We start from the raw sequence: 22293 nt of genomic DNA, 5'->3' as shown, positions 1-22293 counted from the left end.
CCAGCAGTCCAGCGAAGCTGCTGGCCGGGGCAGCCTACCTGGCGGTAGGCGCGTGCTCTCCGGGCGGCCCGGAGTGGCTGACGCCTGGCCGCCGACAGCCGACAGGTGTCAGCTGACAGGTAACAGGTGACAGATAACAGATGACAGATTTCAAACTCTGTTATCTGTCAGCTGTCGGCTGTCGCCTGACATCTGTTCTCCGCCACCCGCCGCGATCGGCCCGTCACCCCGTCACCGGTCCGCCCAGTCCCCCGACTCGATCAGCGCCGGCCGTTCCCGCAGCCGTCGTTCGACGGCCGGTCCGGCGAGGTAGACCCAGGCGTCCCGCAGCTCGCCGGGCGCCGTCCGCACCGCCATCCGCCGCCGGACGTACAGCCCGGTCCCGTCCGCCCGGCACTCCTCCAGCAGGTCCAGATCCGCGAGCGCGCCGTCGTACGCGCCGGGGCGCACGGTGACCAGCTCGCCCAGGATCCAGCGCCCGGGCGCGGCATCGGGTACCGCGTACGGGAAGCCGGGGCCCTCGTGCAGCGCGGCACCGTCCAGCACTGCCGGGCGGATGTCGGCGCAGCGCCCGGCCAGGTGTACGGCGTGGTTGCGGTGGCCGCTGCGCAGGGTGCCGTACACGAAGAAGGGCAGGGGTTCCTCGGATGCGGACACGGGTTCGACCTCTCGGCTGGGGAGCGCCCACCGTACGGCTTCCGGTCCGATCCGCGATACCGACTGGCGCGCGGGGCCGTGGATGCGCTGTCATGTCGGATGTTGGGCCAGCACCGTCCAAGGGGGACACACATGACATCGCCCGCCTCTTCACAACCGGCCGCCGCCGCCCCCACCGATGCGGTTCCCGCCGCCCCCGCGAAGGTCGCCCTGGTGAAGGCCGTCCCCGTGAAGCCCACCCCCGTCGCCCGCCTCGGCGGCGCGGCCTGGCTGGCCCTCGCCGTCGTCTACGTCGTCTGGGGTTCGACTTACCTGGCGATCCGGATCGCGGTGGAGACGATGCCCTCCTTCCTCTCCGCCGCCGCTCGCTTCCTCGCCGCGGGCCTCCTGCTGGTCGGCTACCTGCTGGTGCGCCAGGGCCCGGCCGGCCTGAAGGTGACCGGACGGCAACTGGCGTCGTCCGCCCTGGTCGGCGTGCTGCTGCTGGCCGGTGGCAACGGACTGGTGGTCCTGGGCGAGACCTCCGTCCCCTCCGGCCTGGCCGCCCTGCTGGTGGCCGCCGTGCCGCTGTGGATGGTGGTGCTGACGGCCTTCGGGGGTGGCGAGCGCCCGAGGCTCGCCGAACTCGCCGGGGTGCTGCTCGGGTTGGTCGGCCTCGGCGTGCTGTCGGCCCCGGCGATCGGCGGTTCGATCGAACCGCTCGGCGTGGTCCTGATCATCTGTGCCACGCTGCTGTGGGCCTGCGGCTCGTTCGCGGGCAAGAAGCTCCCGATGCCGGGCAACGTGCTCGCCGCGAGCGCGTACCAGATGCTGGCCGGCGGCCTCTGCGATCTGCTGATCGGCCTGGTCCGCGGCGAGCACCGCGGACTGGACCTCGCGGCCGTCTCCGGCCGGTCCTGGCTGGCTCTCGCCTACCTGGTGCTGTTCGGTTCGCTGCTCGCGTTCACCGCGTACGCCTGGCTGTTGCGCTCGGCCCCGCTGACCCTGGTCGGCACCTACGCGTACGTGAACCCGGTGGTCGCGGTGCTGCTGGGCTGGCTGATCCTGGCCGAGCCGCTGACCGGTCCCACCCTGGCGGGTGGGGCGGTCGTGGTGGCCGGCGTGTGCCTGGTGGTGAGCGTCAGCCGGCGTCCGGGCCGTCCGCGTCCGGGCCGTCCGCGCCCGGCCCGTCCGGCGAACCCGCGTCCTTCGGAGTCCCGGTCGACGCCGCAGGAGCCGTCCGGGCGTAGGTGAGGATCACGTTCCCGCGCTCGAAGACCCGGCTGTCGGTCAGCGTGAAGGCGCGCGGCTCGAAGCCCGCGCGGAACAGGGGGGTGCCCGATCCGGCCACCACGGGGTACTGCTTGATGATCAGCTCGTCGATCTCGGGCAGCAGCTGACCGGCGAGGTCGGCGCCCCCGCAGAGCCAGATGCCGAGCCCGTCCTCCTGCTTGAGTCGGCGGACGACGCTGAGCGGGTCCTCGGCGGTGACCTCCACCGCCGGGTCCGGGCTCGGCCGCAGCGTGCGGGAGAAGACGATCTGGCGCAGGTGGGCATACGGGCTGGTGAGCCCGACGGTCAGCCCGGCGGCGTAGGTGCTCCGCCCCTGCAGCACGGTGTCGAAGCGCTTGTTCGGCGCCTCCGCGATGCCGACCGCCGCACGGCCGGGGGTGGGGATGGTCTCGGGGTACTCGGAGAAGAGCGTCGGGGCGTAGTCCTCGGTGAGGTGCGGGAAGAAGAAGTCGTAGCCGCCGTCCGGGTCGGCGATGAAGCCGTCGATGGTGGTGCCGATGAGGTAGCTGAGCTTGCGCACGCAGGTCCTTGGGGTCGGGGAACGGGCTCGGGACGCGGCGCGGGCCGTTCGGCCCCACCGCTAACCACGACAGTCATAGTACTCCGTCCGTAGTGGTTGGCAAGGGGGTTCGGTCCCCCCTCCGGGCCCCGCCGTCGCGGGAGGGAGAATCGGGCCCATGGTCCAGAACCCCGCCCGCCGCACCGCCCTTGCCGACGCCGCCATCGAGGTCCTCGCCCGGGAGGGCGCCCGCGGCCTGACCTTCCGCGCGGTCGACGTCCAGGCCGGCGTCCCCAACGGCACGGCCTCCAACTACTTCGCCAATCGGGACCACCTGCTCCACCAGACGGCCCGGCACATCCACCACCGGCTCGTCCCGGATCCGGCGGTCCTCGCCGAACTCCTGCGCGCGCCCCGGGACCGCGCCCTGGTCGCGGCCCTAATGCACGACCTGATCCGCCGGATCACCGCCGACCGGGCCGGCTACCTCGCGATGCTCGAACTCCGCCTGGAGGCCACCCGCCGCCCGGACCTCCAGGCCCAGCTCACCCGCACCATCCGGGACGACCTGGAGGCCAACGTCTCCTACCACCTGGACGAGGGTCTCCCCGGCGACCGGGAGACCGTCGTCGTGCTCTACCTCGCCATGACCGGCCTGATCCTCGAACACCTCACCCTGCCCGAGGTCCTGGGTGTCGACGGCCTGGCGGCGCTGATCGACACCATCGTCGAGCGGATCGTCCCGGCGGCCTGACCGGGCGGAAGCCTGGACGCGTCGGCGGCCTGTCCGAGCGGAGGTCTGGAGGCGTCGGAGGCCTGGACGCGGCGGGAGCCGGAAGGCCGTAAGGCCGCAGAACAGCCGTCACCCGTCCCCGCGCATCCGGCGCACAGGGACGGGCGGCGAGTCCGGCAACTCCCGGCGCTCGGGCGCCCACGGTGCTCGGGCCGGTCCGGCGTCCTCCGGCCCGGAACGCGGCGCTCAGAGGGCGTGCGGCGGCTTCCCCGTCCACCAGTTGCCGGGCGCGTCCGGGTCACGGCTGGTCCAGTACTGGATGATCGCGTCGGTGAACTCGGCCGCGGAGAGCACGCCGTCACCGTCGGTGTCGAGGTGGCGGAAGGCCTCGTCGGCGTCGTCCCGGGAGAGGCCGGCGAAGTGGCCGCGCTGGAAGACGAAGAACTCCCCGGCGTCCACCGTCCCGCTCCGGTCGGCGTCGGCGACGGCGAGGAAGGCCTCGGCGAGCGCACCGAGGATGTCCCGGGCGGCCTCGGGGTCGTCGGCGAGCGAGCCGGTCGAGGCTGTGAACTGTTCCCGGGTGATCGCCTCGGTGCCGGCGGGCAGCCGGGCGAGGTGCAGGTCGTGCCAGATCGTCAGATAGGCGCGGACGATGACGGCCTCCGCGTCCGAGCCCTCCTGGTGGCCGAGCGAGCGGGCCACTGAGTGGCCCATCAGGACGTGGTCCCGTTCGGTGAGGCGTCCGTCGCCGTCGGCGTCGAGGTGATCGAAGCCGTGATTGATCTTTGCGATGAGCAGGTCGTCCGACAATGTGTCCCCTCGGCTGGCGCTTCCTGTCCCCCCGTGTCACATCGCCTGCACGCTAACGCTTCGAGCCGCGCTCGCGCAGCCGAACGAAGGGCGAACGAAGTCCCCACCACGCCCCCGCACTCCGGACCGCCGCGCCCGCCACCCCTCGGGCCCACCCGCCCGGGCGTCGCGCCGGGCGTCGTCCTTCCCGCCGATCAGTCCACCTGGTGGTCGGCCCAGACGTACGTTTCCGGCAGCAGTTCCCGCACCGGCACGGCGCGCAGCTCGGACCCCCGACCGACGATGACCCGCAGCTGCGGGAAGTAGTCCAGCATCACCTGCCGACAGCGCCCGCAGGGCGGGATCACCCCGCGCTCCCGGTCCCCGACCGCGACGACGGTCGTGAGCTCGTACGCCCCCTGCCCTGCGGCCGACCCGATCAGCACCAGCTCGGCGCACGGACCGCCGGTGAAGTGGTAGGCGTTCAGCGCGGTGACGATCCGCCCGTCGGCGTTGCGCCCGGCCGCCGCCACCGTGTGGTCGTCGCCACGCGCGTACCGCCGCGCCACCTCGCGCGCCGCCTCGACGAGTTCCACGTCCACGGTCGACTGTTCACTGCTCGCCATCGTCCTCGCACCTCTCCGATCCGGCCTGACTGGAACCGATCATGAAGGGGCCGCCCCGGATCGTGCCAGCTCATCACGCCGCGCGCCGCGCTCCCCGGTGGCCGGCCCGGGAGCGCCTCCGCCCTTCCGAGCCGCCCTTCCGAGCCCCCGCCCGGGAGCGCCTCCGCCCTCGGGCCGCCCTCCCTGCGGTCCCGTGGCCCGCCCCTCCTCAGTGCACCGCCGCCAGCAACTCCCGGGTGTACTCGGTGTGCGGCGCCGCGAACAGCCGCTCCCGGTCGGTGGATTCGACCAGACGCCCCCGGTGCATCACCGCGACCCGGTCGCAGAAGTGCCGGACCACCGCCAGGTCGTGCGAGACGAACAGGAAGGCCACGCCCAGGCGTGCCCGCAGGTCCATCAGCAGGTTGAGCACCTGCGCCTGCACCGACACGTCGAGCGCCGAGACCGGCTCGTCCGCGATGATCAGCCGGGGCTGCGGGGCCAGGGCGCGCGCGATGCCGATCCGCTGGCGCTGACCGCCGGAGAACTCGTGCGGATAGCGGTCCAGGTGTCCGGCGTCCAGCCCGACCTGTTCCAGCAACTCGGCGGCCCGCTCCCGCCGTTCGGGCGCGGACAGCGAGGTGTGCAGGCGCAGCGGGGTGTCGAGGCTCTGGGCGACGGTGCGGCGCGGGTTGAGCGAGGCGTACGGGTCCTGGAACACCAGCTGGATCTCCCGACTGAGCCGGCGCCGCAGCTCCCGGTCCGGGCGGGTGGCGTCCTGGCCGTCGTACGAGACCCGTCCACCGCTTGGCCGTTGCAGTCCGGCGAGGACGCGGGAGGTGGTCGACTTGCCGGAGCCGGACTCGCCGACCAGCCCGACGGTCTCCCCGGGTGCGATCCGCAGGTCCAGGCCCTCGACCGCCCGGACCGGCTCGGAGCGGAGGCCGGGAAAGCGCCGTCGGCCGGGGAACCGCACGCTGAGGTCCTCCACCTCGACCAGCCATCGCGCGGGTGGTCGCTCGACCGCCCTCGGCCGGAACGCCCTCGTCGGCGACGGGTCGTCAACTGTCAGAAGTGCAGATCCCGGTGTGGAGTCCAGGCGAAGCGCGGCTCCCACCAGGGCCCGGGTGTACGGCTCGCGGGGTGCGGACAGCAGCTCGGCGGTCGGCGCGGACTCCACCCGGACGCCGTCGCGCAGCACCAGCGTGCGGTCGGTCGTCCCGGCGACCACACTGAGGTCATGGCTGACCAGGAGCACGGCCGTACCGTGCTCGCGCTGCAACTCGCCCAGCAGGTCGAGCACCTGTCGCTGCACCCGGGCGTCCAGCGCGGTGGTCGGCTCGTCGGCGATCAGCAGCTGCGGGTCGTTCATCAGCGCCATGGCGATCATCACGCGCTGGCGCATCCCGCCCGAGAACCGGTCGGGGTAGTCGCGTGCCCGGGCCGCCGGGATGCCGACCCGGTCGAGCATCGCGGCCGCCCGCCGGCGGGCCTCGGCGCGGCCCGCCCCCGGGTGGTGCAGCCGGTACATCTCGGCGAGTTGGGCGCCGACCGGGTGGAAGGGGCTGAGCGAGGTGAGCGCGTCCTGGAAGACCAGCGCGGCCCGGCCGCCCCGGACCTCGCGCAGGACGGACTCCCCGGCGCCGACCAGCTCCCGCCCGCCGAGGCGGATCGAGCCGGTGACGGTGGTGGTGCGCGGGTCGTGCAGGCCGAGGACGGCGAGGCCGACGGTCGACTTCCCCGAGCCCGACTCGCCGACCAGGCCCAGGACTTCACCCGCGGCGAGGTCGAAGGACAGCCCCCGGACGGCCGTCACGGGCGCGCCCCCGCGCGGCGCGGCGAAGCTGACGGTCAGGTCCCGCACACTCAGCACGGGCCAGCCACCGCCCCCACCCCCACCCCCGACGCCGGCGCCACCCACACCAACACCCGGTCCACCCGCACCACCACCGACACCAACACCCGGTCCACCCGCACCACCGGCACCAGGAACAGCGGACTTCATCACAGGACTCCCCTCAGCTCAGCCGGACACGCGGGTCGAGCCAGGCCACCGCGAGGTCGGCCAGCGCGACGAACAGCACCACGAAGCAGGCGGCCACCAGCACCGCGCCGACGACGGCGGGCAGGTCCTGCCCGGCCACGGCCTGTGCGGCGAACCGCCCGACCCCGTTCAACCCGAACACCGTCTCGGTGATCACCGCCCCGCCGAGCAGGGCGCCCGCCTCCAGCCCGAGCAGCTGCACCAGCGGCCCGGCGGCGCCGCGCGAGGTGTACCTGAGGTGGGCGCGCAGTCGTCCGAGGCCCTTGGCGCGGGCCGTGCGGACGTACTCCTCGTTCATCGTCTCCAACAGCTGCGAGCGCGAAAGCCGGGCGAAGACAGCCGAGTTGACGAATCCGAGGACGAGCCAGGGGAGCAGCAGCCCGCCCGCCCAGGCCGCCGGGTCCTCGGCCGGCGGCGTGTACGAGGGCAGCGGCAGCAGTCCGGTGGAGTAGACCAGCGCCCACTGCGCGACGTACCCGAGGAAGTAGATCTGCACGCTGGCGCCGACCAGGGTGAGGCCGGACAGCAGCCGGTCGGTGCGCCGCCCGTGCCGCAGCGCGGAGACGAAGCCGGTGCCGAGGCCGAGCACGAGCAGGACGGCCAGCGCCCCGGCGGTGAGCGAGAAGGTCACCGGCAGGTGGTCGGCCAGTGCCTCGCTGACGGGCTGGTGCAGCCGGTAGGAGTAGCCGAGGCAGGGGGCGGCGCAGTGGAGGGGCGAGCCGTCCTCGTCGCTGATGTCCCGCCCGGCGACGACCCCGACCAGGTAGTCGGTGTACTGGGCGACGAGCGGCTGGTCCAGGCCCATGCTCCGGCGCACCGCCGCGACCTGTCCGCTGTCGCAGCGCGGGCCGCAGGCGGCGCGGGCCGGGTCGGCGGGCGCGGCGTAGAAGAGGGCGAAGGCGGCGGCGGAGACCGCGACCAGGACGGCGAGGGCCTGGACGGTCCGCCGCAGGACGAAGGAGAACATGGCCGATCCGGGGGTCGATGTGACGGGGGAGCGGGAAGGGCGACGAGGAGCGGCGGGCCCGGCGGACGCCCGCCCCCGCCCCCGCCACCGGGCGTCAGCGGGCGGTACCGCCCGCGACCGGGTGTCAGCGGGCGCCACCGCCCGCCGGAGCGCAGGGCCCGGCCGCTCGGGCGCTCAGGACTTCAGGTACAGCCAGGCCAGCGAGACCGTCCCGTAGATCGGGTGGATGAACGCCCCGCCGAGGTTGCTGCCGCGCAGCTGGTTGACGGTCGGGTAGGCGAACGGCAGCACCGGCAGGTCCTTCATCACGGTCTGCTCCAGCGCGTACAGCTCCTTGGCCTTGGCGCGCGGTTCGCCGATCCCGTTGATCCGGTCGATCTCCTTGTCCACCTCGGGGTTGCGGTAGCGCGCGGAGTTGATGTCGCTGCCGGCCCGGCCGTCGAAGGAGAACGGGATCAGCGTGGAGGGGGTCGGCCAGTCGACGGAGGACGTCTCCTCGAACAGGTCGTACGGGGAGTCGGTGCGGTGCACCTCGTCCAGGAAGGCCTTCGGGTCGATCGGCTTGGGCACGACGGTGATCCCGGCCTTGGCGAAGCCGTCCACCAGCACCTGCGCGACCCGCTGCCCGTTCGGCGTGTTCCGGTACGCGTAACTCAGGCTGCCCGGGGCCTGCTTGGCCTTGGCGAGCCGGGCCCTGGCCGCCTCCGGGGCGCCCTCGGGCCTGGCCGGGAGGAGGTCGTACGCCTGCCAGTCGATCAGCGCGGGCGAGCTGAGCGTGGTGGCCAGTTCGCCGGTGCGGGCGCCGCCCTGGACCTGGCGGGCCTGCTGGCGGGGGTAGGCCAGGTGCAGCGCCTTGCGGACCTCGACGTCGGGCACCCGCTCGTTGTTGATCACCAGCTGGGTGACGAAGGCACCCTGCCGGCCGGAGACGACCAGGTCCTTGGCCTTCGGGTCGGTGTCCGTGGCCTGGTAGAGCTCGGGGGAGAGGGTGTCCGAGGCGGTGGTGGCGTCGGCGCCGCCGTCCCGCCCGGAGAGGATCTCCTGGTTGAGGTTGAGCGCCTCCTTGCCGTACGTGAAGACGAACCTCTCGGGGTACTGGTGCCGGATCGGGTCGCTCTCGGCCTTCCAGTACGGGTTGCGCTCCAGCACCATCCGGGTGTTCTGGACGTGCTCGACGATCCGGTACGGGCCGGTGGCGAACGGCCGCCGGTCGTACTCCGTGCCGGTGTCCTTGTCCCGGCGAACCGGCGAGGAGGAGGACTGCGCGGCCATGTACGGCACGTCGGCCTGCGGCTGCGGGAAGTGGAAGACGACGGTGCGCTCGTCCGGCGTCTCGATCGCGGCCAGGTCGCCGTCCTGCGGGCCCGCGTACCGGGCGCGCGCCGCCTCGTAGTCGGGCGCGCCGGTGAGCCACTGAGGCCAGTACGGCGGGCCGACCTCGTAGCCCTTGCCGAAGCTGCGCTCGATGCCGTACTTGACGTCCTGGGCGGTGATCGGCTGACCGTCCTCCCAGGCCACGCCCGGCTTGAGCCGGTACGTCCAGGTGCGCCCGCCGTCGGCCGGGGTGCCGGTGTCGGTGGCGAGGTCGCCCACCAGCGTGGCCCTGCCATCGACGACCTGGTACTGCGTCAACTGCCGGCCCCAGAGCAGCGAGGCGTTGTAGGCGGCGCCCGCGTAGACCTTCTGCGGGTCGAGGTGGCGGAACTCCACGCTGTTGTAGACGTTCACCGTGCCGCCGGGGCGGGCGCCCGGGACGGCCGGCGCCGGGCCGGCACTCTGCTGCTCGGTGCCGAGCGCGGCGGTCAGCGGCGAGGTCTGCGCGCCGGCGGCTCCGGCGGCCGCACCGGTGCTGCCCGCACCGGCCGAGCACGAGGTCGCCAGCAGGGTGGCGGCGATGACGGCGAGGGTCGGTCTGGTCCAGCGCATGGCGAATCTCTCCTCGCCCCGGCGGATCGCGCCGGGGAGGGCTCGGGTGACAGGGGGCTCGGGTGACGCAGGGGGGTGGATCGGGTGGTCAGGAGAAGCGGCGTGAACGGGCGCGCGGCCGGCTCGACGGGCTCAACGAACGCCGGAGCGCGGATCCAGCGCGTCCCGGACGGCGTCGCCGAGCAGGTTGAAGGCGGTCACGAAGAGCAGCAGCGCCACCCCGGGGAAGACCAGGTAGGTCGGGTCGGCCTGGAAGACCTCCGACCCGCGCGCGAGCATCCGCCCCCAGTCCGGGACGGGCTCGGTGACGCCGACACCGAGGAAGGACAGCGCGGCCTCGGAGGCGACGAAGGTCGGGACGGCCATGGTGGCGTGCACCAGCAGCTGCGAGCGCACGTTCGGGAGCAGTTCGTGGACGACGACGTGGAAACGGCTCGCCCCCTGTGCCCGGGCGGATTGCACGAAATCCCTTTCCCGGAGCGAGCGCACGGTGGCCCGGAGGGAAAGCGCGAGCGGAATCCAGCCGAATGCGGAGAAGACCAGGACCAGCACCAGGAACTGCATCCACTCGGGTTCCGCGGCGCCCGGATCGACCAGTCGGGACTGGATGACGGGGCTGAGCGCGAGCAGCAGGAGCAGGGTCGGAAAGGCCAGCAGCACATGGGCGAGGAATCCGAACAGCCGGTCCGCGACCCCGCCGAGGTGGCCGACCGCGACGCCGGCCAGGACACCGAGGGCGGTGGTCACGGCCGCGGCGGCGAAGGCGATCAGCAGGGAGGTGCGGATGCCGTACAGCAGCTGGGTGAACACGTCCCGGCCGAGCCCCGGCTCAAGTCCGAACCAGAAGTCGCCGGAGATCCCGCCGTTCGGCAGCACCGGCAGGCCGCCGTCGCTGAGCAGGCCCGGGCTGTTCTGGCCGTAGTGCTCGACCGGGTTCTTCCCGTACAGCGCCGCGATCAGCGGGGCCGTGGCGGCGAGCAGCAGGAACAGCAGCACGACGGCCAGGGCGGCGGCGCCGACCCGGTCGCGCAGGATCCGGCGCAGCGGGGTGCGGGCCGCGGCGGGCCCGCTCGGGGGTGTCGGTATCGCGTCGACCACTGCCATGAGGCGTAACCCCCGAATTCTCCGCCGCCCCATGGGTGAGGGCATGCTCGTGTGCATTTCCGGTGCGGCTTCCGGGGGTTTCCCGGCGGCCGCTCGAACGCCATTGGATCGGATGCGTCCGAGGTTTCGCAAATCTCCGTCGGCGCTTCCTGCCGCCATTCCTTCGGAACTGTTTCGAGAATTGTGTCGGCTTCATTTCGCCGCAACACCGGCGTTGCGGGGGAACGGACATAGGCCGTCGAACCGGACCGGGCGTTCCGCATTCTGAGACCTCCGCCACAGCCCTTCCGGTGTTGGTACGATCCCGATGGGCCGCGACTGGCGCGTAGGGATGGAAGCAACCATCGGGAAGCGGCCCCGTGAATCCTCACGTGAAGTGCCGAGCGCCTGGGCCGTCCGCAATCCCCACCAGGAGACCGCCATGGCCCAGCAGCCCCACACCGCGGCGACCCCCGCCGCCGACACCGCTTTCCGCAGCGCCCTCGACGTGGTCGCCGGCGTCGAACCGCGGATCGCCGCCGCCATCGGCCAGGAACTCGCCGACCAGCGCGCCTCGCTCAAGCTGATCGCCAGCGAGAACTACGCCTCCCCGGCCGTCCTGCTCACCATGGGCAACTGGCTCAGCGACAAGTACGCCGAGGGCACCGTCGGCCGCCGCTTCTACGCGGGCTGCCGCAACGTCGACACCGTCGAGGGCATCGCCGCCGAGCACGCCCGCGAGCTGTTCGGCGCGGACCACGCCTACGTCCAGCCGCACTCCGGCATCGACGCCAACCTCACCGCCTTCTGGGCCGTCCTCTCCCAGCGGGTCGAGAGTCCGGCCCTGGAGCGGGCCGCGGTCCGCAACGTCAACGACCTCACCGAGGAGGACTGGGCGCGGTTGCGCCAGGAGCTCGGCAACCAGCGCATGCTCGGCATGTCCCTGGACACCGGCGGCCACCTCACCCACGGCTTCCGCCCCAACATCTCCGGCAAGATGTTCGAGCAGCGCAGCTACGGCACCGACCCGGCCACCGGCCTGATCGACTACGACGCGCTGCGCGAGACCGCCCGCGAATTCCGCCCGCTGATCATCGTGGCGGGGTACTCCGCCTACCCGCGCCTGGTCGACTTCCGCCGGATGCGCGAGATCGCGGACGAGGTCGACGCCACCCTGATGGTCGACATGGCGCACTTCGCCGGCCTGGTCGCGGGCAAGGTGCTCACCGGCGACCACGACCCCGTCCGGCACGCCCACATCGTCACCACGACCACCCACAAGTCCCTGCGCGGCCCGCGCGGCGGCATGGTGCTCTGCACCTCCGAGCTGGCCGAACACGTCGACCGGGGCTGCCCGTTGGTGCTCGGCGGCCCGCTCTCGCACGTCATGGCCGCCAAGGCCGTCGCCCTCGCGGAGGCCCGCCGCCCCGAGTTCCAGTCCTACGCCCGCGCCGTCGTCGCCAACGCCCAAGCGCTCGCCGAGGGCCTGCTGCGCCGCGGCGGCACGCTGGTCACCGGCGGTACCGACAACCACCTGGTCCTCGCCGACGTCTCGGGCTACGGCCTGACCGGCCGTCAGGCCGAGGCGGCGCTGCTCGACTCGGGCATCGTCACCAACCGCAACTCCGTCCCGCAGGACCCGAACGGCGCCTGGTACACCTCCGGCATCCGCCTCGGCACCCCGGCGCTCACCACCCGCGGCCTCGGCACCGCCGAGATGGACGAGATCGCCGACCTGATCGACACCGTCCTGCGCGCCACCACCCCCACCGCGGCCGCGGGCGGCGGCCCGTCCAAGGCCGGCTACGCCCTCGACCCGGCCCTGCGCGACGCCGTCGCCAAGCGCGCCGCCGACCTCCTCGCCCCGTACCCGCTCTACCCGGGCGTCGACCTCGTCTGAGGCCGCCACACAGCACCCCGGGGCGTCGAGCCCGCCACCACGCTCGACGCCCCCGGGTGCTCCGACCCCGCCGCCACGTTCGACACCCAACCCCTGCGGGGAAGCCGCCTTCGTGCACCGGGGGCACTGCCGCTCCGATCGTCCTTCCGTCCGCTCGACCGCCGAACCGGCAGCGCTCGTCGGAGGCCAGTCGAAACGGCCCGGCGACCGGAACGCGAGGGCCCGTGACCGGGCACCGGGGAGCCACTCCCGGAACCCCGCCGTGCTCATGCCCGGGCGGCCACATGACGGTTCGGGAAACTCTTCGTGCCGGGCCCTCCACACGGCGGCCGATCCCTGGGTAGATTGCCTCGAACTCAGTGGTGGGGGCGTACTGCTGACGGCGGTTCGGTGATGACCGGAGCAGGGCCCCGGCGCGTTCGACGGCAGGGCGGGAAGCCCGCACCGTGCTGAGGTCCGGTTCAGGATCCGCAGGTCAGGTCACAGTGCCCAGAAGGAGCTTTCATGTCCGACGCCGCGTCGTCCGGTGAGTCGAACCGCGCCACCGAGCCGGCAACCCTGGACGACGTCCCGGGCTGGATCTGGGACCACGACCGGCACTCCTTCGACTGGTTCCTGGGGCGGCAGGAGAAGGCCGGTGTCACCGGCGATCTGCTGGAGATGGGCGCGTACCTCGGCCGCAGCGCCATCGTCATCGGCGAGCACCTCCAGCCGGGCGAGACCTTCACCGTCTGCGACCTCTTCGACTCGGACGCGCCCGACGACGAGAACGCCGCCGAGATGGACATGTCGTACCGGAAGACGCTGACCCGGTCCGCCTTCGAGTCCAACTACCTGGCCTTCCACGACGCGCTGCCGCAGATCATCCAGGCGCCGACCTCCGTCCTCTCGCGCGGGCACCTCGCGCCCGGCACCTACCGCTTCATCCACATCGACGCCTCCCACCTCTACGAGCACGTCGTGGGAGACCTCCGGGTGGCCCGGGTCGCGCTGCGGGACGAGGGCGTGGTCGTGCTCGACGACTACCGCTCCCAGCACACCCCGGGCGTCGCGGCCGCGACGTGGGAGGCGGTGTTCAACCACGGCCTGAAGCCGATCCTGCTCACCGAGTGCAAGTTCTACGGCACCTGGGGGGATCCGGAGCCCTTCCAGCGCGACCTGCTGGACCGGGTGGACCTCGCGGTCGGCTGCCGGCTGAGCGCGGAGAGCCTGAACGGCGGCCGGGTGCTGCGGATGACCGGAGACTCGCAGGGCATCGCCGCCTTCCGCGGCTCGCGCCACCGCGAGCGCCTGGCCGCCGAGAACGCCCGGCGGGAGGCCGAGCGGTCCGCGCAGGACGCCCTCCAGGCCAGGGACGAGGCCGCCCGCGACCTCGCCGCCCGGAGGGCCCGCGCGGCCGAGGCGCGCCGCCCGGCCAACGTGGCCAAGCGCGCGGCGCGGGACCTCCTCCCGCCGGTCGTCACCACCGCCATCCGCCGCGCCCGCCGGGGCTGACCCGCCCCCGGGAACGGCAGCCGCACACCCCGGCACCCGTACGCCCCGGGAACGCCGAAGGGCCGGTCGGATCACCGACCGGCCCTTCGCCGCGAACCTCGCGAACCTCGCGAACCTCGCGAACCTCGCGAACCTCGCGAACCTCGCGAACCTCGCGAACCTCGCGAACCTCGCGAACCTCGCGAACCTCGCTAACGCCGCGAACCTCATGAACGCCGCGAACCTCGCGAACGTCCCGGACGCGGGGTCACACCCGCGAGGGCTCGCCCGCCTCGGCGGCCGCCGCGCCACTCTCCGCGCGCTCCGCCGCCAGCTCCTGCCGGACGGCGGCCAGCGAGGGGTTGGACCAGGCGCTGGCGACACCCCAGTAGTAGAACGCGAGCCCGATCGCGGCGACGATCAGCAGGTCCCAGCCCTCCGGCAGGTACCCGTGCCCGCCGAAGTCGCTGCTGCCGGCCCAGGAGACGCCGGCCATCACGAACAGGTACGCGACCATCCAGGCGCCCGCCAGCAGGTGCGGCTTCAGCTCGGCGAACGGCTTGCGCAGCTCGTACCAGGCCCAGATCGGCAGACCGGCGGCCATCAGCAGGATGACCTTGCCGGTGAGCGGCCAGCGGGCCCAGTACAGCACCAGCGAGCCGAAGACCATCGCGACCGGGGCGATGACCGGCATGGCGCGCAGCCGGACCGGCCGCGGCAGGTCCGGGGCGAGGCGGCGCAGCGCCATCACGGCGACGGGGCCGGTGATGTACGAGATCACGGTGGCGACCGAGACGATCTCGGCCAGCGAGCCCCAGCCGCGGAAGACCGCGAGGAACAGGAAGGCGACCACCAGGTTGAGCACCAGGGCCGGGCGCGGGATGCCGGTCTTGGCGTCGACCTTGCCGAAGAGCTTCGGCAGGTGGCCGTTCTCCTGCACGCCGTGGATCATGCGCGAGGTGGTGGCGGCGTAGATCATGCCGGTGCCGGACGGCGAGACGAAGGCGTCCGCGTACAGCAGGATCGCCAGCCAGTTGATGCCCCAGGCGATGGCCAGGTCGGCCAGCGGCGAGGTGTAGGAGAGGCTGCTCCAGCCGCCCGACAGGTCGGCGGCCGGGATGGCGCCGAGGAAGGCGACCTGCAGCGCGACGTAGATCACCAGGGCGATCAGGATCGAGCCGATGACGGCCTTCGGCAGCGACTTGCCGGGGTTGCGGGCCTCGCCGGCCAGGTTGAGCGGGGACTGGAAGCCGTTGAAGGCCCAGACGATGCCGGAGACGGCGACGGCGGTGAACACCGCGCTCCAGCCGTTCGGCGCGAAGCCGCCGTGGTCGGTGAAGTGGGCGGTGTCGAAGTGCGCGAGGAGCAGCGCGCCGGCGGTCAGCGTCGGCACGACGACCTTGAAGACGGTGATCGCCGTGTTGGTCTTGGCGAACAGCGTGATCGCGAACCAGTTGAGGGCGAAGTAGACGAGCAGCAGCACGCTGGCCAGCGCCACGCCGCTGACGGTCAGTTCCTGTCCGTCGTAGAGCCCCTTGGCCCAGCCGAAGTGCCAGGAGCTCATGTACTGGACGGAGGCGGTGGCCTCACCCGGGATGACCGAGACGATGGCGATCCAGTTGGCCCAGGCGGCCAGGTAGCCGGCCAGTGAGCCGTGCGAGTACTGGCCGTAGCGGACCATGCCGCCGGCCTTGGGGAACATCGAGCCCAGCTCGCTGTAGGTGAGGGCGATGGTCAGCGCCACCGCGGCACCGATCACCCAGGCGAGGATCGAGGCCGGCCCGGCGAGCTTGGCGGCCCGCTCGGCACCGAACAGCCACCCGGACCCGATGATCGACCCCAGCCCGACCGCGGTCAGGCTGATCGTGCCGAGCGATCGGCGGTAGTTCTGGTGTGATGCCGTCGAGGATTCTGCCTCACTCAACGTATCGGTCCTCTCGCTCGTGGTTCATCGGGTGGTGTCGGTGTTTTTGCGGTTTTGCGTCGGCATTCCGGACAAACGCACAGCAGCTTAGGGTCCGAAAACGGGCGAATACCTCAGGGGACGCTCAAACCGTTCGATCGTTGCCATCTCGTGTCCGGTTTCCGGAGCGCCCGGCGCCGGTGGAGAGACCGGTGCCGCACCGCCACCGCGGTCGGCGCCCGGGGACGGGAGGGGGTCGCTCGGAAAGCGCCCCGGGGAAAAGGAAATTCCCCGCGGGTTCCTTTCGGATCCCACGGGGAATTTCGGCTGTGTCCGAGGGGGGACTTGAACCCCCACGCCCGATAAAGGGCACTAGCACCTCAAGCTAGCGCGTCTGCCATTCCGCCACCCGGACGGGGTGTGTGCTCCGGGGGTTTTTCTCTCGCCCCCTCGGCGACAGAGAGAACACTACCAGGGTTCTGGAGTGCTTCCGACCTGCGGTTCCTCGGGCCGGGCCCGGTGGCCGGCGCACCCGGCCCGCCGACGCTTCCGGGAGGCCTGCGGGGACGGCTGGGACCCCGCGCGACCGCGCGCGACCGCGCGGGGGTCCGCGGAGGCGGCGGAACCCGCCCCGCACGGGTCGGTACGGCCGGCGAACGCGCTCGAACCCCGTCCGAACCGATGACGACCGCGAAGGAACCGGTCGACTTCGGTGGTGTTCGCGATCGATTCCGATCGGAAGCGGTCCGACACGGGCAAGTTGTCGACGCTGCCACGGCCACCCGGACCGCTCTCCTAGCCTCTGTGGACCGAGGGCGCCATGAGCGGATCGCCTGATTCCCGGGTCGCGGACGAAGGGCGGCTGGACGTGGAGCAGATCAGCGGGACGGCGGAGGCCGAACCGAGACGCGGCAGGCCGGAGGACGGACCGGGCGAGGCCGCGGCGTCCGGAGGCCGGTCCGCCCGGCCCGGCCGCCCGACCCGTCGCCCGGCGGACGACCCGGCCGAGGGCGTGTGGCGCTTCCCGGTCCCCGCCGCCGAGGCCTCGGTGCCGGTCACCCGCCACGCGGTGCGCGACCGCCTGCTGGCCCAGGGCATGACCGGCGTGCGCTACCAGGAACTGGTCGACGACCTGCTGCTGATCGTCTCGGAGCTGGTGAGCAACGCGGTGACGCACGCCGCCGAGCTGTCCCCCGAGGTGGTCACCGAGCTGACGGTGCGCGGGGGCTGGGTCCGGGTCTCGGTCGAGGACGGCGACCCGTACCGGCCGAAGGCGCTGGAGAACGACACCGGCCGCACCGGCGGGCGCGGCCTGCTGCTGGTGAAGAGCGTCACGCTGCAGGCCGGCGGGGTGTGCGACGTCGAGCGGACGGGGGAGGGCGGCAAGGTCATCTGGGCCTCGCTGCCCGTCCCCCCGGAACCCGACCGCTGACCGGCCCGCCCACCGACCCGCCGTCCACCGACCCGCCGTCCACCGGCCGGCCTGACCGCCTCCCGGCCCGACCACGCACCGACCCTCCGCCCGGACGGGCGGCGGCCCGCCGAGCCCGCCGGGGCCCGTCCTACCAGTCCCGCCCGGCGATCTCCCGGATCCCGGGCAGCGCCGCCTCGAAGACCGTCTCGAACCAGACCGAGAACGGCCGCTCGGCGCGCAGCTCCCGCAGCTCCTGCGCGGTCACGAAGGCGAAGTCGTCCACCTCGTCCGGGTCCGGCTCGACCGGCGCGGTGACGAGTCCCACGAAGAGGTGGTTCCACTCGCGCTCGATGAGCCCGGAGGCCTCGTCCGGCAGGTCGTAGCGGACGGTCCCGGCCTCGCAGAGCAGCGCCGGCGCGACGCCCAGCTCCTCGGCGGTGCGCCGGGCGGCGGCCACGAAGGGCGGCTCGTCCGGGTACGGGTGGCCGCAGCAGGTGTTCGACCAGACACCGGGGGAGTGGTACTTGCCGAGGGCCCGGCGCTGGAGCAGCAGGCGGCCCTGGCGGTCGAAGAGGAACACCGAGAACGCGCGGTGCAGCCGGCCCGGCTGCTGGTGGGCCCAGAGCTTCTCGGCGGTGCCGATCGTGACGCCCTCGTCGTCGACCAGTTCCAGCAGGATCTCGGGACCGGCGGCCGAGGCGGCCTGTGGCGGCACGGTCACATCGGTCTCCACGTCGAGACCGGTGTCGATCTCGGCGGCGAAGTGCGTCGGCTCGGTCGGCAGACTCTGGGGCATGGGGCCTCTTTCCGGGGGCGGGAGCAACGGGAGCAACGGGTGCGTACGGCGCACCGGGCGGCGCGCGACGGACGCAACGGGGGACCGGCGCCGGCAACGGGATCCAGTCTGCCGTATGGGTGGCACCGGGTCGGGGTCCCACGCACATCCGGGCGGATCATGACGCGGAGGAGTCGGAATCCGTCCAGAGAAGGGTCCGGGAAGCCCCCGGAAGGGTCATCAACCTCGCAGAATCGTTCGACGCGCGTTCGGGGGCCGTTCGACCCGTCCGCCGCCTCCGTTCCCGGTCCGCCCCGGTCGGCCCCCCGCTCCGCCCCCCGCTCCGCCCCCCGGGCGGCTCCCGGCCCGAGCGCCCGCGCGGACCGCCCGGAGGGCGCGCCCGTCCACCCCTCGTCCACCGCTGCTCATCCGTCCGTCACCGGGCGGTCGCCGGGCGCGTTCGGGCCGGTCGTCCCAGTCGCCTACCATCACATACGACACGGTGCCCGGATCCGTGCCGGCACCGGCGCGCCGCTGCCCGGCCCGGTCGCACGCCGGTCCGGCGGGGCGGCGTCGCCGACCCCTCGGCACGGCCCGCGGGCACAGCACGACGGATCAGGAGACCCCGCATGATCGGCCTCGTTCTGGCAGCCGGCGCCGGCCGCCGGCTGCGCCCGTACACCGACACCCTGCCCAAGGCGCTGGTGCCGGTCGCCGGGGAACGGACCGTCCTGGACCTCACCCTGCGCAACTTCGCCGAGGTCGGACTGCGCGAGGCCGCGATCGTCGTCGGCTACCGCAAGGAGGCGGTGTACGAGCGCCGGGCCGCCCTGGAGGCGGCGTACGGCGTCAAGCTCCACCTGGTCGAGAACGACAAGGCCGAGGAGTGGAACAACGCCTACTCGCTCTGGTGCGCCCGCGAGCTGTTCGCCGAGGGCCTGCTGCTCGCCAACGGTGACACCGTCCACCCCGCGGCCGTCCAGCGCACCGTGCTGGAGGGCAACCGGCGGCTGGTCGAGGCCGGCCGCGCCCCCGGCATCCTGCTCGCCCTCGACACGGTGAAGAAGCTCGCCGACGAGGAGATGAAGGTCGTCGTCGACCCGGCCGCCGGCGTGCGCCGGATCACCAAGCTGATGGACCCGGCCGAGGCGAGCGGCGAGTACATCGGCGTCACCGTGATCAACCCGTCCGCGGCCGCCGACCTGACCGACGCGCTGCGCACCACCTACGAGCGCGACCCGCAGCTGTACTACGAGGACGGCTACCAGGAGATGGTGGACCGCGGCCTGCGCGTCGACGTGCAGCCGATCGGCGAGGTCTCCTGGGTCGAGGTCGACAACCACGACGACCTGGCCAAGGCGCGGGAGATCGCGTGCCAGTACTGACCCGACTGGTCCCGTCGCCGCTGTTCGTGGAGATCCGCCCGGGCGCCCTGGACGCGCTCGGCGGGATCCTCGCGGACCAGCGGCTGTCGGCCTCGGGCCGGATCGCGGTGGCGATCAGCAACGGCTCCGGCGCGGCCATGCGCCGCCGCCTGGAGCCGGCCCTGCCCGGCGCCGACTGGTACAACGTGGACGACGGCAGCCTGGACAGCGCGGTGCGGCTGGCCGAGGCGATGCGCGGCGGGCACTACGACGCGATCGTCGGCCTCGGCGGCGGCAAGATCATCGACGCCGCCAAGTACGCCGCCGCCCGGGTCGGCCTGCCGCTGGTCGCGGTCGCCACCAACCTCGCCCACGACGGCATCTGCTCACCGGTCTCGACCCTCGACAACGACGCCGGCCGGGGCTCCTACGGGGTGCCCAGCCCGATCGGCATCATCGTCGACCTGGACGTGATCCGGCAGGCCCCGGCCCGCTTCGTGGCGGCCGGCATCGGGGACGTCGTCTCCAACATCTCGGCCTGCGCCGACTGGGAGCTGTCCCACGCGGTGACCGGGGAACCGGTGGACGGACTGGCCGTCGCGATGGCCCGCTCGGCGGGTGAGAACCTGCTGCGGCATCCAGGGAACACTCAGGATCAGGACCTCCTGACGGCCCTCGCCGAAGCCCTGGTACTGTCCGGCATCGCGATGAACATCGCGGGCAGCACCCGGCCCTCGTCGGGCGCCTGTCACGAGATCTCGCATGCCCTGGACGTGCTGTATCCCAAGCGGTCCGCCCAGCACGGCGAGCAGGTCGGCCTCGGCGCCGCGTTCGCCAGCTTCCTGCGGGGCGAGCGCGAGCTGACCGGTCTGATCGTGGAGCGCCTGGCGAGCCACGGACTGCCGGTGACCGCGGCTCAGATCGGCTTCACCGAGGCGGAGTTCACCGAAGCGGTGCACTACGCTCCGAACACCCGACCGGGGCGCTTCACCATCCTCGAGCACCTCGACCTCTCCCCCTCCGCAATCAGGGACGCGTACGCCGACTATGTCCAAGCCGTCAACAGCTGACCCCTCCACCGCGGGCGCCGAACGGCCCCCGGTCGACCTGACCCGCCGGCCCTCGATCGAGGAGCTGCGCGCGGTGATCCACCCGGAGGGCATGCTCCAGCGCCGCAGCGCCGAGCACTGGGCCGGGCGCCTGTACATGCGGAAGATCTCGCTGCGGATCACCCGCGTGCTCTCCACCATGACGGCGATCACGCCCAACGGCCTGACGTACCTGATGATGGTCACCGGCATCCTGGCCGGTGCCGCGCTGATCGTGCCGGGCATCGGGGGCGCGGTCCTCGGCGCCCTGCTGATCCAGGTCTACCTGCTGCTGGACTGCGTGGACGGCGAGGTGGCCCGCTGGCGCCGGCAGACCTCGCTCACCGGTGTCTACCTGGACCGGGTCGGCCACTACATGTCCGAGGCCGCGCTGCTGACCGGCCTCGGCCTGCGCGCCACCGACCTGCTGCACCGCGAGGGCCACGGCACCCACTGGGAGTGGGCCTTCCTCGGCACGCTCGCCGCGCTCGGTGCGATCCTGATCAAGTCCGAGACGGACCTGGTGGACGTGGCCCGGGCCCGCAGCGGCCTGACGGCCGTCGAGGACAGCGCCTCGGTGCCCCGTTCGGCCGCGGTCGCCAAGGCCCGCCGGGCGGCCTCGCTGCTGAAGTTCCACCGCCTGGTCGGCGCGGTCGAGGCCTCGCTGTTCATCCTGGCGGCCGGCATCGCCGACGCGGTGCACGGCGGGCTGCTCTTCACCCGGCTCGCGGTGGTCGTGCTGGCCGCGATCGCCATGCTGCAGACCGTGCTGCACCTGCTGAGCATCGTCCTCTCCAGCCGGCTGCGGTGAGCGCGATGACCAACGCGGACGACTTCCGCCTCGGCGCGGTGATCATCACCATGGGCAACCGGCCCGCCGAGCTCAACGCCCTGATCGAGTCCGTGCGCGCCCAGGAGGGCCCGCCGGTCGAGCTGGCCGTGGTCGCCAACGGCGCCCCGCTGCCCCCGCTGCCGGAGGGCGTGCGCAGCGTGGAGCTGCCGGAGAACCTCGGCATCCCGGGCGGGCGCAACGTCGGCATCGAGCTGTTCGGCCGGGACGGCAAGGAGGTGGACGCCGTCCTCTTCCTGGACGACGACGGCCACCTGCCGCGCACCGACTCGGCCCGGCTGCTGCGCGAGGCCTTCACGGCCGACCCGCGGCTCGGCATCGTCTCGTTCCGGATCGCCGACCCGGACACCGGCGTCACCCAGCGCCGGCACGTCCCCCGGCTGCGCGCCAGCGACCCGTTGCGCTCGTCCCGGGTGACCACCTTCCTGGGCGGCGCCAGCGCGGTGCGCTGCGAGGTGTTCGAGCAGGCCGGCCAGCTGCCCGCCGAGTTCTTCTACGCCCACGAGGAGACCGATCTCGCGTGGCGTGCGGCGGACGCCGGCTGGGCCATCGACTACCGGGCGGACGTGGTGCTGCACCACCCCACGACCTCGCCCGCCCGGCACGCCACCTACTTCCACAACGTGGCCCGAAACCGGGTTTGGCTCGCGAGGCGGAACCTTCCGGCCCTGTTGGTGCCTCTCTATCTGGGAACCTGGCTTCTGCTCACCCTGGCCCGTCGCCCCTCTCCCGAGGCGTTGAAGGCCTGGTGGGGCGGATTCCGGGCGGGCTGGCGCGAACCCTGCGGTCCGCGGCGGCCCATGCGATGGCGTACCGTGTGGCAACTGACCAGGCTGGGCCGTCCACCGATCATCTGATCTGATCGAATGATCGATCGCCACGGCCGGTGACCACACACCGGCCGGCTCCCCCGAGACCCCAGTGGATCCCCCTCGGCGCACGACCGGCGGA

The 22293-nt window shown here is 72.9% G+C and carries 19 protein-coding genes, 1 tRNA gene and 1 riboswitch; of the genes, 9 read left to right on the top strand and 11 right to left on the bottom strand.

Annotated elements, in window-relative coordinates:
• Nucleotides 1-231: 231 nt before the first annotated feature.
• Nucleotides 232-657, bottom strand: a complete 426-nt coding sequence (locus ACZ6Y7_RS19200; protein WP_465759077.1) for a gamma-glutamylcyclotransferase family protein — start codon at nt 655-657, stop codon at nt 232-234.
• A 132-nt stretch (nt 658-789) separates the two neighbouring features.
• Here ACZ6Y7_RS19200 and ACZ6Y7_RS19195 point away from each other — a divergent pair, with 132 nt between their 5' ends.
• Entirely contained in the window at nt 790-1890 is a 1101-nt protein-coding gene (locus tag ACZ6Y7_RS19195) for an EamA family transporter (RefSeq protein WP_465759076.1), read from the top strand.
• Here the strand turns inward: ACZ6Y7_RS19195 and ACZ6Y7_RS19190 are convergent.
• Nucleotides 1778-2449 (bottom strand): dihydrofolate reductase family protein, encoded by a 672-nt coding sequence (locus ACZ6Y7_RS19190; protein WP_465759075.1) that lies wholly within the window; start codon nt 2447-2449, stop codon nt 1778-1780. The two genes, ACZ6Y7_RS19195 and ACZ6Y7_RS19190, sit on opposite strands and share 113 nt — an antisense overlap.
• A 157-nt stretch (nt 2450-2606) precedes the next feature.
• Here ACZ6Y7_RS19190 and ACZ6Y7_RS19185 point away from each other — a divergent pair, with 157 nt between their 5' ends.
• Nucleotides 2607-3182, top strand: coding sequence for a TetR/AcrR family transcriptional regulator (locus tag ACZ6Y7_RS19185; RefSeq protein ID WP_465759074.1), 576 nt, complete (start codon nt 2607-2609; stop codon nt 3180-3182).
• A gap of 225 nt (nt 3183-3407) precedes the next feature.
• On the opposite strand, the gene ACZ6Y7_RS19180 is transcribed toward ACZ6Y7_RS19185, so the two are convergent.
• From ACZ6Y7_RS19180 to ACZ6Y7_RS19155, 6 genes are all read right to left on the bottom strand, one after another.
• Nucleotides 3408-3971, bottom strand: a complete 564-nt coding sequence (locus tag ACZ6Y7_RS19180; RefSeq protein WP_465759073.1) for an EF-hand domain-containing protein — start codon at nt 3969-3971, stop codon at nt 3408-3410.
• A 194-nt stretch (nt 3972-4165) separates the two neighbouring features.
• The gene (locus tag ACZ6Y7_RS19175; RefSeq protein ID WP_465759072.1) at nt 4166-4576 is read right to left on the bottom strand and encodes a cytidine deaminase family protein; all 411 of its coding nucleotides are present in this window, start codon (nt 4574-4576) and stop codon (nt 4166-4168) included.
• A 208-nt stretch (nt 4577-4784) separates the two neighbouring features.
• Nucleotides 4785-6428: a dipeptide ABC transporter ATP-binding protein gene (locus tag ACZ6Y7_RS19170; protein ID WP_465759071.1), complete on the bottom strand. Its 1644-nt coding sequence runs from the start codon at nt 6426-6428 to the stop codon at nt 4785-4787.
• Between the two features lie 145 nt (nt 6429-6573).
• Complete coding sequence (locus ACZ6Y7_RS19165) at nt 6574-7566, bottom strand: ABC transporter permease (RefSeq protein ID WP_465759070.1); 993 nt, start codon at nt 7564-7566, stop codon at nt 6574-6576.
• Between the two features lie 174 nt (nt 7567-7740).
• Entirely contained in the window at nt 7741-9492 is a 1752-nt protein-coding gene (locus ACZ6Y7_RS19160) for an ABC transporter substrate-binding protein (protein WP_465759069.1), read from the bottom strand.
• A gap of 132 nt (nt 9493-9624) precedes the next feature.
• The gene (locus ACZ6Y7_RS19155) at nt 9625-10596 is read right to left on the bottom strand and encodes an ABC transporter permease (protein WP_465759068.1); all 972 of its coding nucleotides are present in this window, start codon (nt 10594-10596) and stop codon (nt 9625-9627) included.
• A gap of 304 nt (nt 10597-10900) precedes the next feature.
• Nucleotides 10901-10996: riboswitch (ZMP/ZTP riboswitch) on the top strand.
• 21 nt (nt 10997-11017) lie between these two features.
• On the opposite strand from ACZ6Y7_RS19155, the gene ACZ6Y7_RS19150 reads away from it, so the two are divergent.
• Complete coding sequence (locus ACZ6Y7_RS19150) at nt 11018-12475, top strand: glycine hydroxymethyltransferase (RefSeq protein WP_465759067.1); 1458 nt, start codon at nt 11018-11020, stop codon at nt 12473-12475.
• 504 nt (nt 12476-12979) lie between these two features.
• The gene (locus ACZ6Y7_RS19145) at nt 12980-13969 is read left to right on the top strand and encodes a class I SAM-dependent methyltransferase (RefSeq protein ID WP_465759066.1); all 990 of its coding nucleotides are present in this window, start codon (nt 12980-12982) and stop codon (nt 13967-13969) included.
• 247 nt (nt 13970-14216) lie between these two features.
• Here the strand turns inward: ACZ6Y7_RS19145 and ACZ6Y7_RS19140 are convergent, their stop codons facing one another.
• Both ACZ6Y7_RS19140 and ACZ6Y7_RS19135 read right to left on the bottom strand, forming a co-directional pair.
• The gene (locus tag ACZ6Y7_RS19140) at nt 14217-15872 is read right to left on the bottom strand and encodes an APC family permease (RefSeq protein ID WP_465759065.1); all 1656 of its coding nucleotides are present in this window, start codon (nt 15870-15872) and stop codon (nt 14217-14219) included.
• 309 nt (nt 15873-16181) lie between these two features.
• Nucleotides 16182-16266 (bottom strand) — tRNA-Leu (locus ACZ6Y7_RS19135).
• A gap of 597 nt (nt 16267-16863) precedes the next feature.
• On the opposite strand from ACZ6Y7_RS19135, the gene ACZ6Y7_RS19130 reads away from it, so the two are divergent.
• On the top strand, nt 16864-17283 hold the full coding sequence (locus ACZ6Y7_RS19130; RefSeq protein WP_465759132.1) for an ATP-binding protein: 420 nt from the start codon (nt 16864-16866) through the stop codon (nt 17281-17283).
• Nucleotides 17284-17413: 130 nt separating this feature from the next.
• Here the strand turns inward: ACZ6Y7_RS19130 and idi are convergent, their stop codons facing one another.
• Nucleotides 17414-18061 (bottom strand): isopentenyl-diphosphate Delta-isomerase, encoded by a 648-nt coding sequence (gene idi, locus ACZ6Y7_RS19125; RefSeq protein WP_465759064.1) that lies wholly within the window; start codon nt 18059-18061, stop codon nt 17414-17416.
• A 608-nt stretch (nt 18062-18669) separates the two neighbouring features.
• Here idi and ACZ6Y7_RS19120 point away from each other — a divergent pair.
• The 4 genes from ACZ6Y7_RS19120 (at nt 18670) to ACZ6Y7_RS19105 (ending at nt 22199) form a co-directional block, all read left to right on the top strand.
• Nucleotides 18670-19425, top strand: a complete 756-nt coding sequence (locus ACZ6Y7_RS19120) for a phosphocholine cytidylyltransferase family protein (protein WP_465759063.1) — start codon at nt 18670-18672, stop codon at nt 19423-19425.
• Nucleotides 19413-20474: an iron-containing alcohol dehydrogenase family protein gene (locus ACZ6Y7_RS19115; RefSeq protein ID WP_465759062.1), complete on the top strand. Its 1062-nt coding sequence runs from the start codon at nt 19413-19415 to the stop codon at nt 20472-20474. Before ACZ6Y7_RS19120 ends, ACZ6Y7_RS19115 begins: the two co-directional genes overlap by 13 nt.
• Nucleotides 20475-20565: 91 nt before the next feature.
• Nucleotides 20566-21303, top strand: a complete 738-nt coding sequence (locus tag ACZ6Y7_RS19110) for a CDP-alcohol phosphatidyltransferase family protein (protein ID WP_465759131.1) — start codon at nt 20566-20568, stop codon at nt 21301-21303.
• A 5-nt stretch (nt 21304-21308) separates the two neighbouring features.
• The gene (locus ACZ6Y7_RS19105; RefSeq protein WP_465759061.1) at nt 21309-22199 is read left to right on the top strand and encodes a glycosyltransferase family 2 protein; all 891 of its coding nucleotides are present in this window, start codon (nt 21309-21311) and stop codon (nt 22197-22199) included.
• The last annotated feature ends 94 nt before the right edge of the window (nt 22200-22293 follow it).

Source organism: Kitasatospora sp. NPDC053308, from assembly GCF_055585785.1.
This window is presented reverse-complemented; position numbering and strand designations above follow the sequence as displayed.

What these genes read in the sequence shown, in the direction of transcription:
- ACZ6Y7_RS19165 (WP_465759070.1), bottom strand. Translation starts at nt 7,566, where the DNA reads ATGTTCTCCTTCGTCCTGCGGCGGACCGTCCAGGCCCTCGCCGTCCTG.
- ACZ6Y7_RS19195 (WP_465759076.1), top strand. Translation starts at nt 790, where the DNA reads ATGACATCGCCCGCCTCTTCACAACCGGCCGCCGCCGCCCCCACCGAT.
- ACZ6Y7_RS19185 (WP_465759074.1), top strand. Translation starts at nt 2,607, where the DNA reads ATGGTCCAGAACCCCGCCCGCCGCACCGCCCTTGCCGACGCCGCCATC.
- ACZ6Y7_RS19150 (WP_465759067.1), top strand. Translation starts at nt 11,018, where the DNA reads ATGGCCCAGCAGCCCCACACCGCGGCGACCCCCGCCGCCGACACCGCT.
- ACZ6Y7_RS19155 (WP_465759068.1), bottom strand. Translation starts at nt 10,596, where the DNA reads ATGGCAGTGGTCGACGCGATACCGACACCCCCGAGCGGGCCCGCCGCG.
- ACZ6Y7_RS19110 (WP_465759131.1), top strand. Translation starts at nt 20,566, where the DNA reads ATGCTCCAGCGCCGCAGCGCCGAGCACTGGGCCGGGCGCCTGTACATG.
- ACZ6Y7_RS19160 (WP_465759069.1), bottom strand. Translation starts at nt 9,492, where the DNA reads ATGCGCTGGACCAGACCGACCCTCGCCGTCATCGCCGCCACCCTGCTG.
- ACZ6Y7_RS19105 (WP_465759061.1), top strand. Translation starts at nt 21,309, where the DNA reads ATGACCAACGCGGACGACTTCCGCCTCGGCGCGGTGATCATCACCATG.
- idi (WP_465759064.1), bottom strand. Translation starts at nt 18,061, where the DNA reads ATGCCCCAGAGTCTGCCGACCGAGCCGACGCACTTCGCCGCCGAGATC.
- ACZ6Y7_RS19175 (WP_465759072.1), bottom strand. Translation starts at nt 4,576, where the DNA reads ATGGCGAGCAGTGAACAGTCGACCGTGGACGTGGAACTCGTCGAGGCG.
- ACZ6Y7_RS19120 (WP_465759063.1), top strand. Translation starts at nt 18,670, where the DNA reads ATGATCGGCCTCGTTCTGGCAGCCGGCGCCGGCCGCCGGCTGCGCCCG.
- ACZ6Y7_RS19145 (WP_465759066.1), top strand. Translation starts at nt 12,980, where the DNA reads ATGTCCGACGCCGCGTCGTCCGGTGAGTCGAACCGCGCCACCGAGCCG.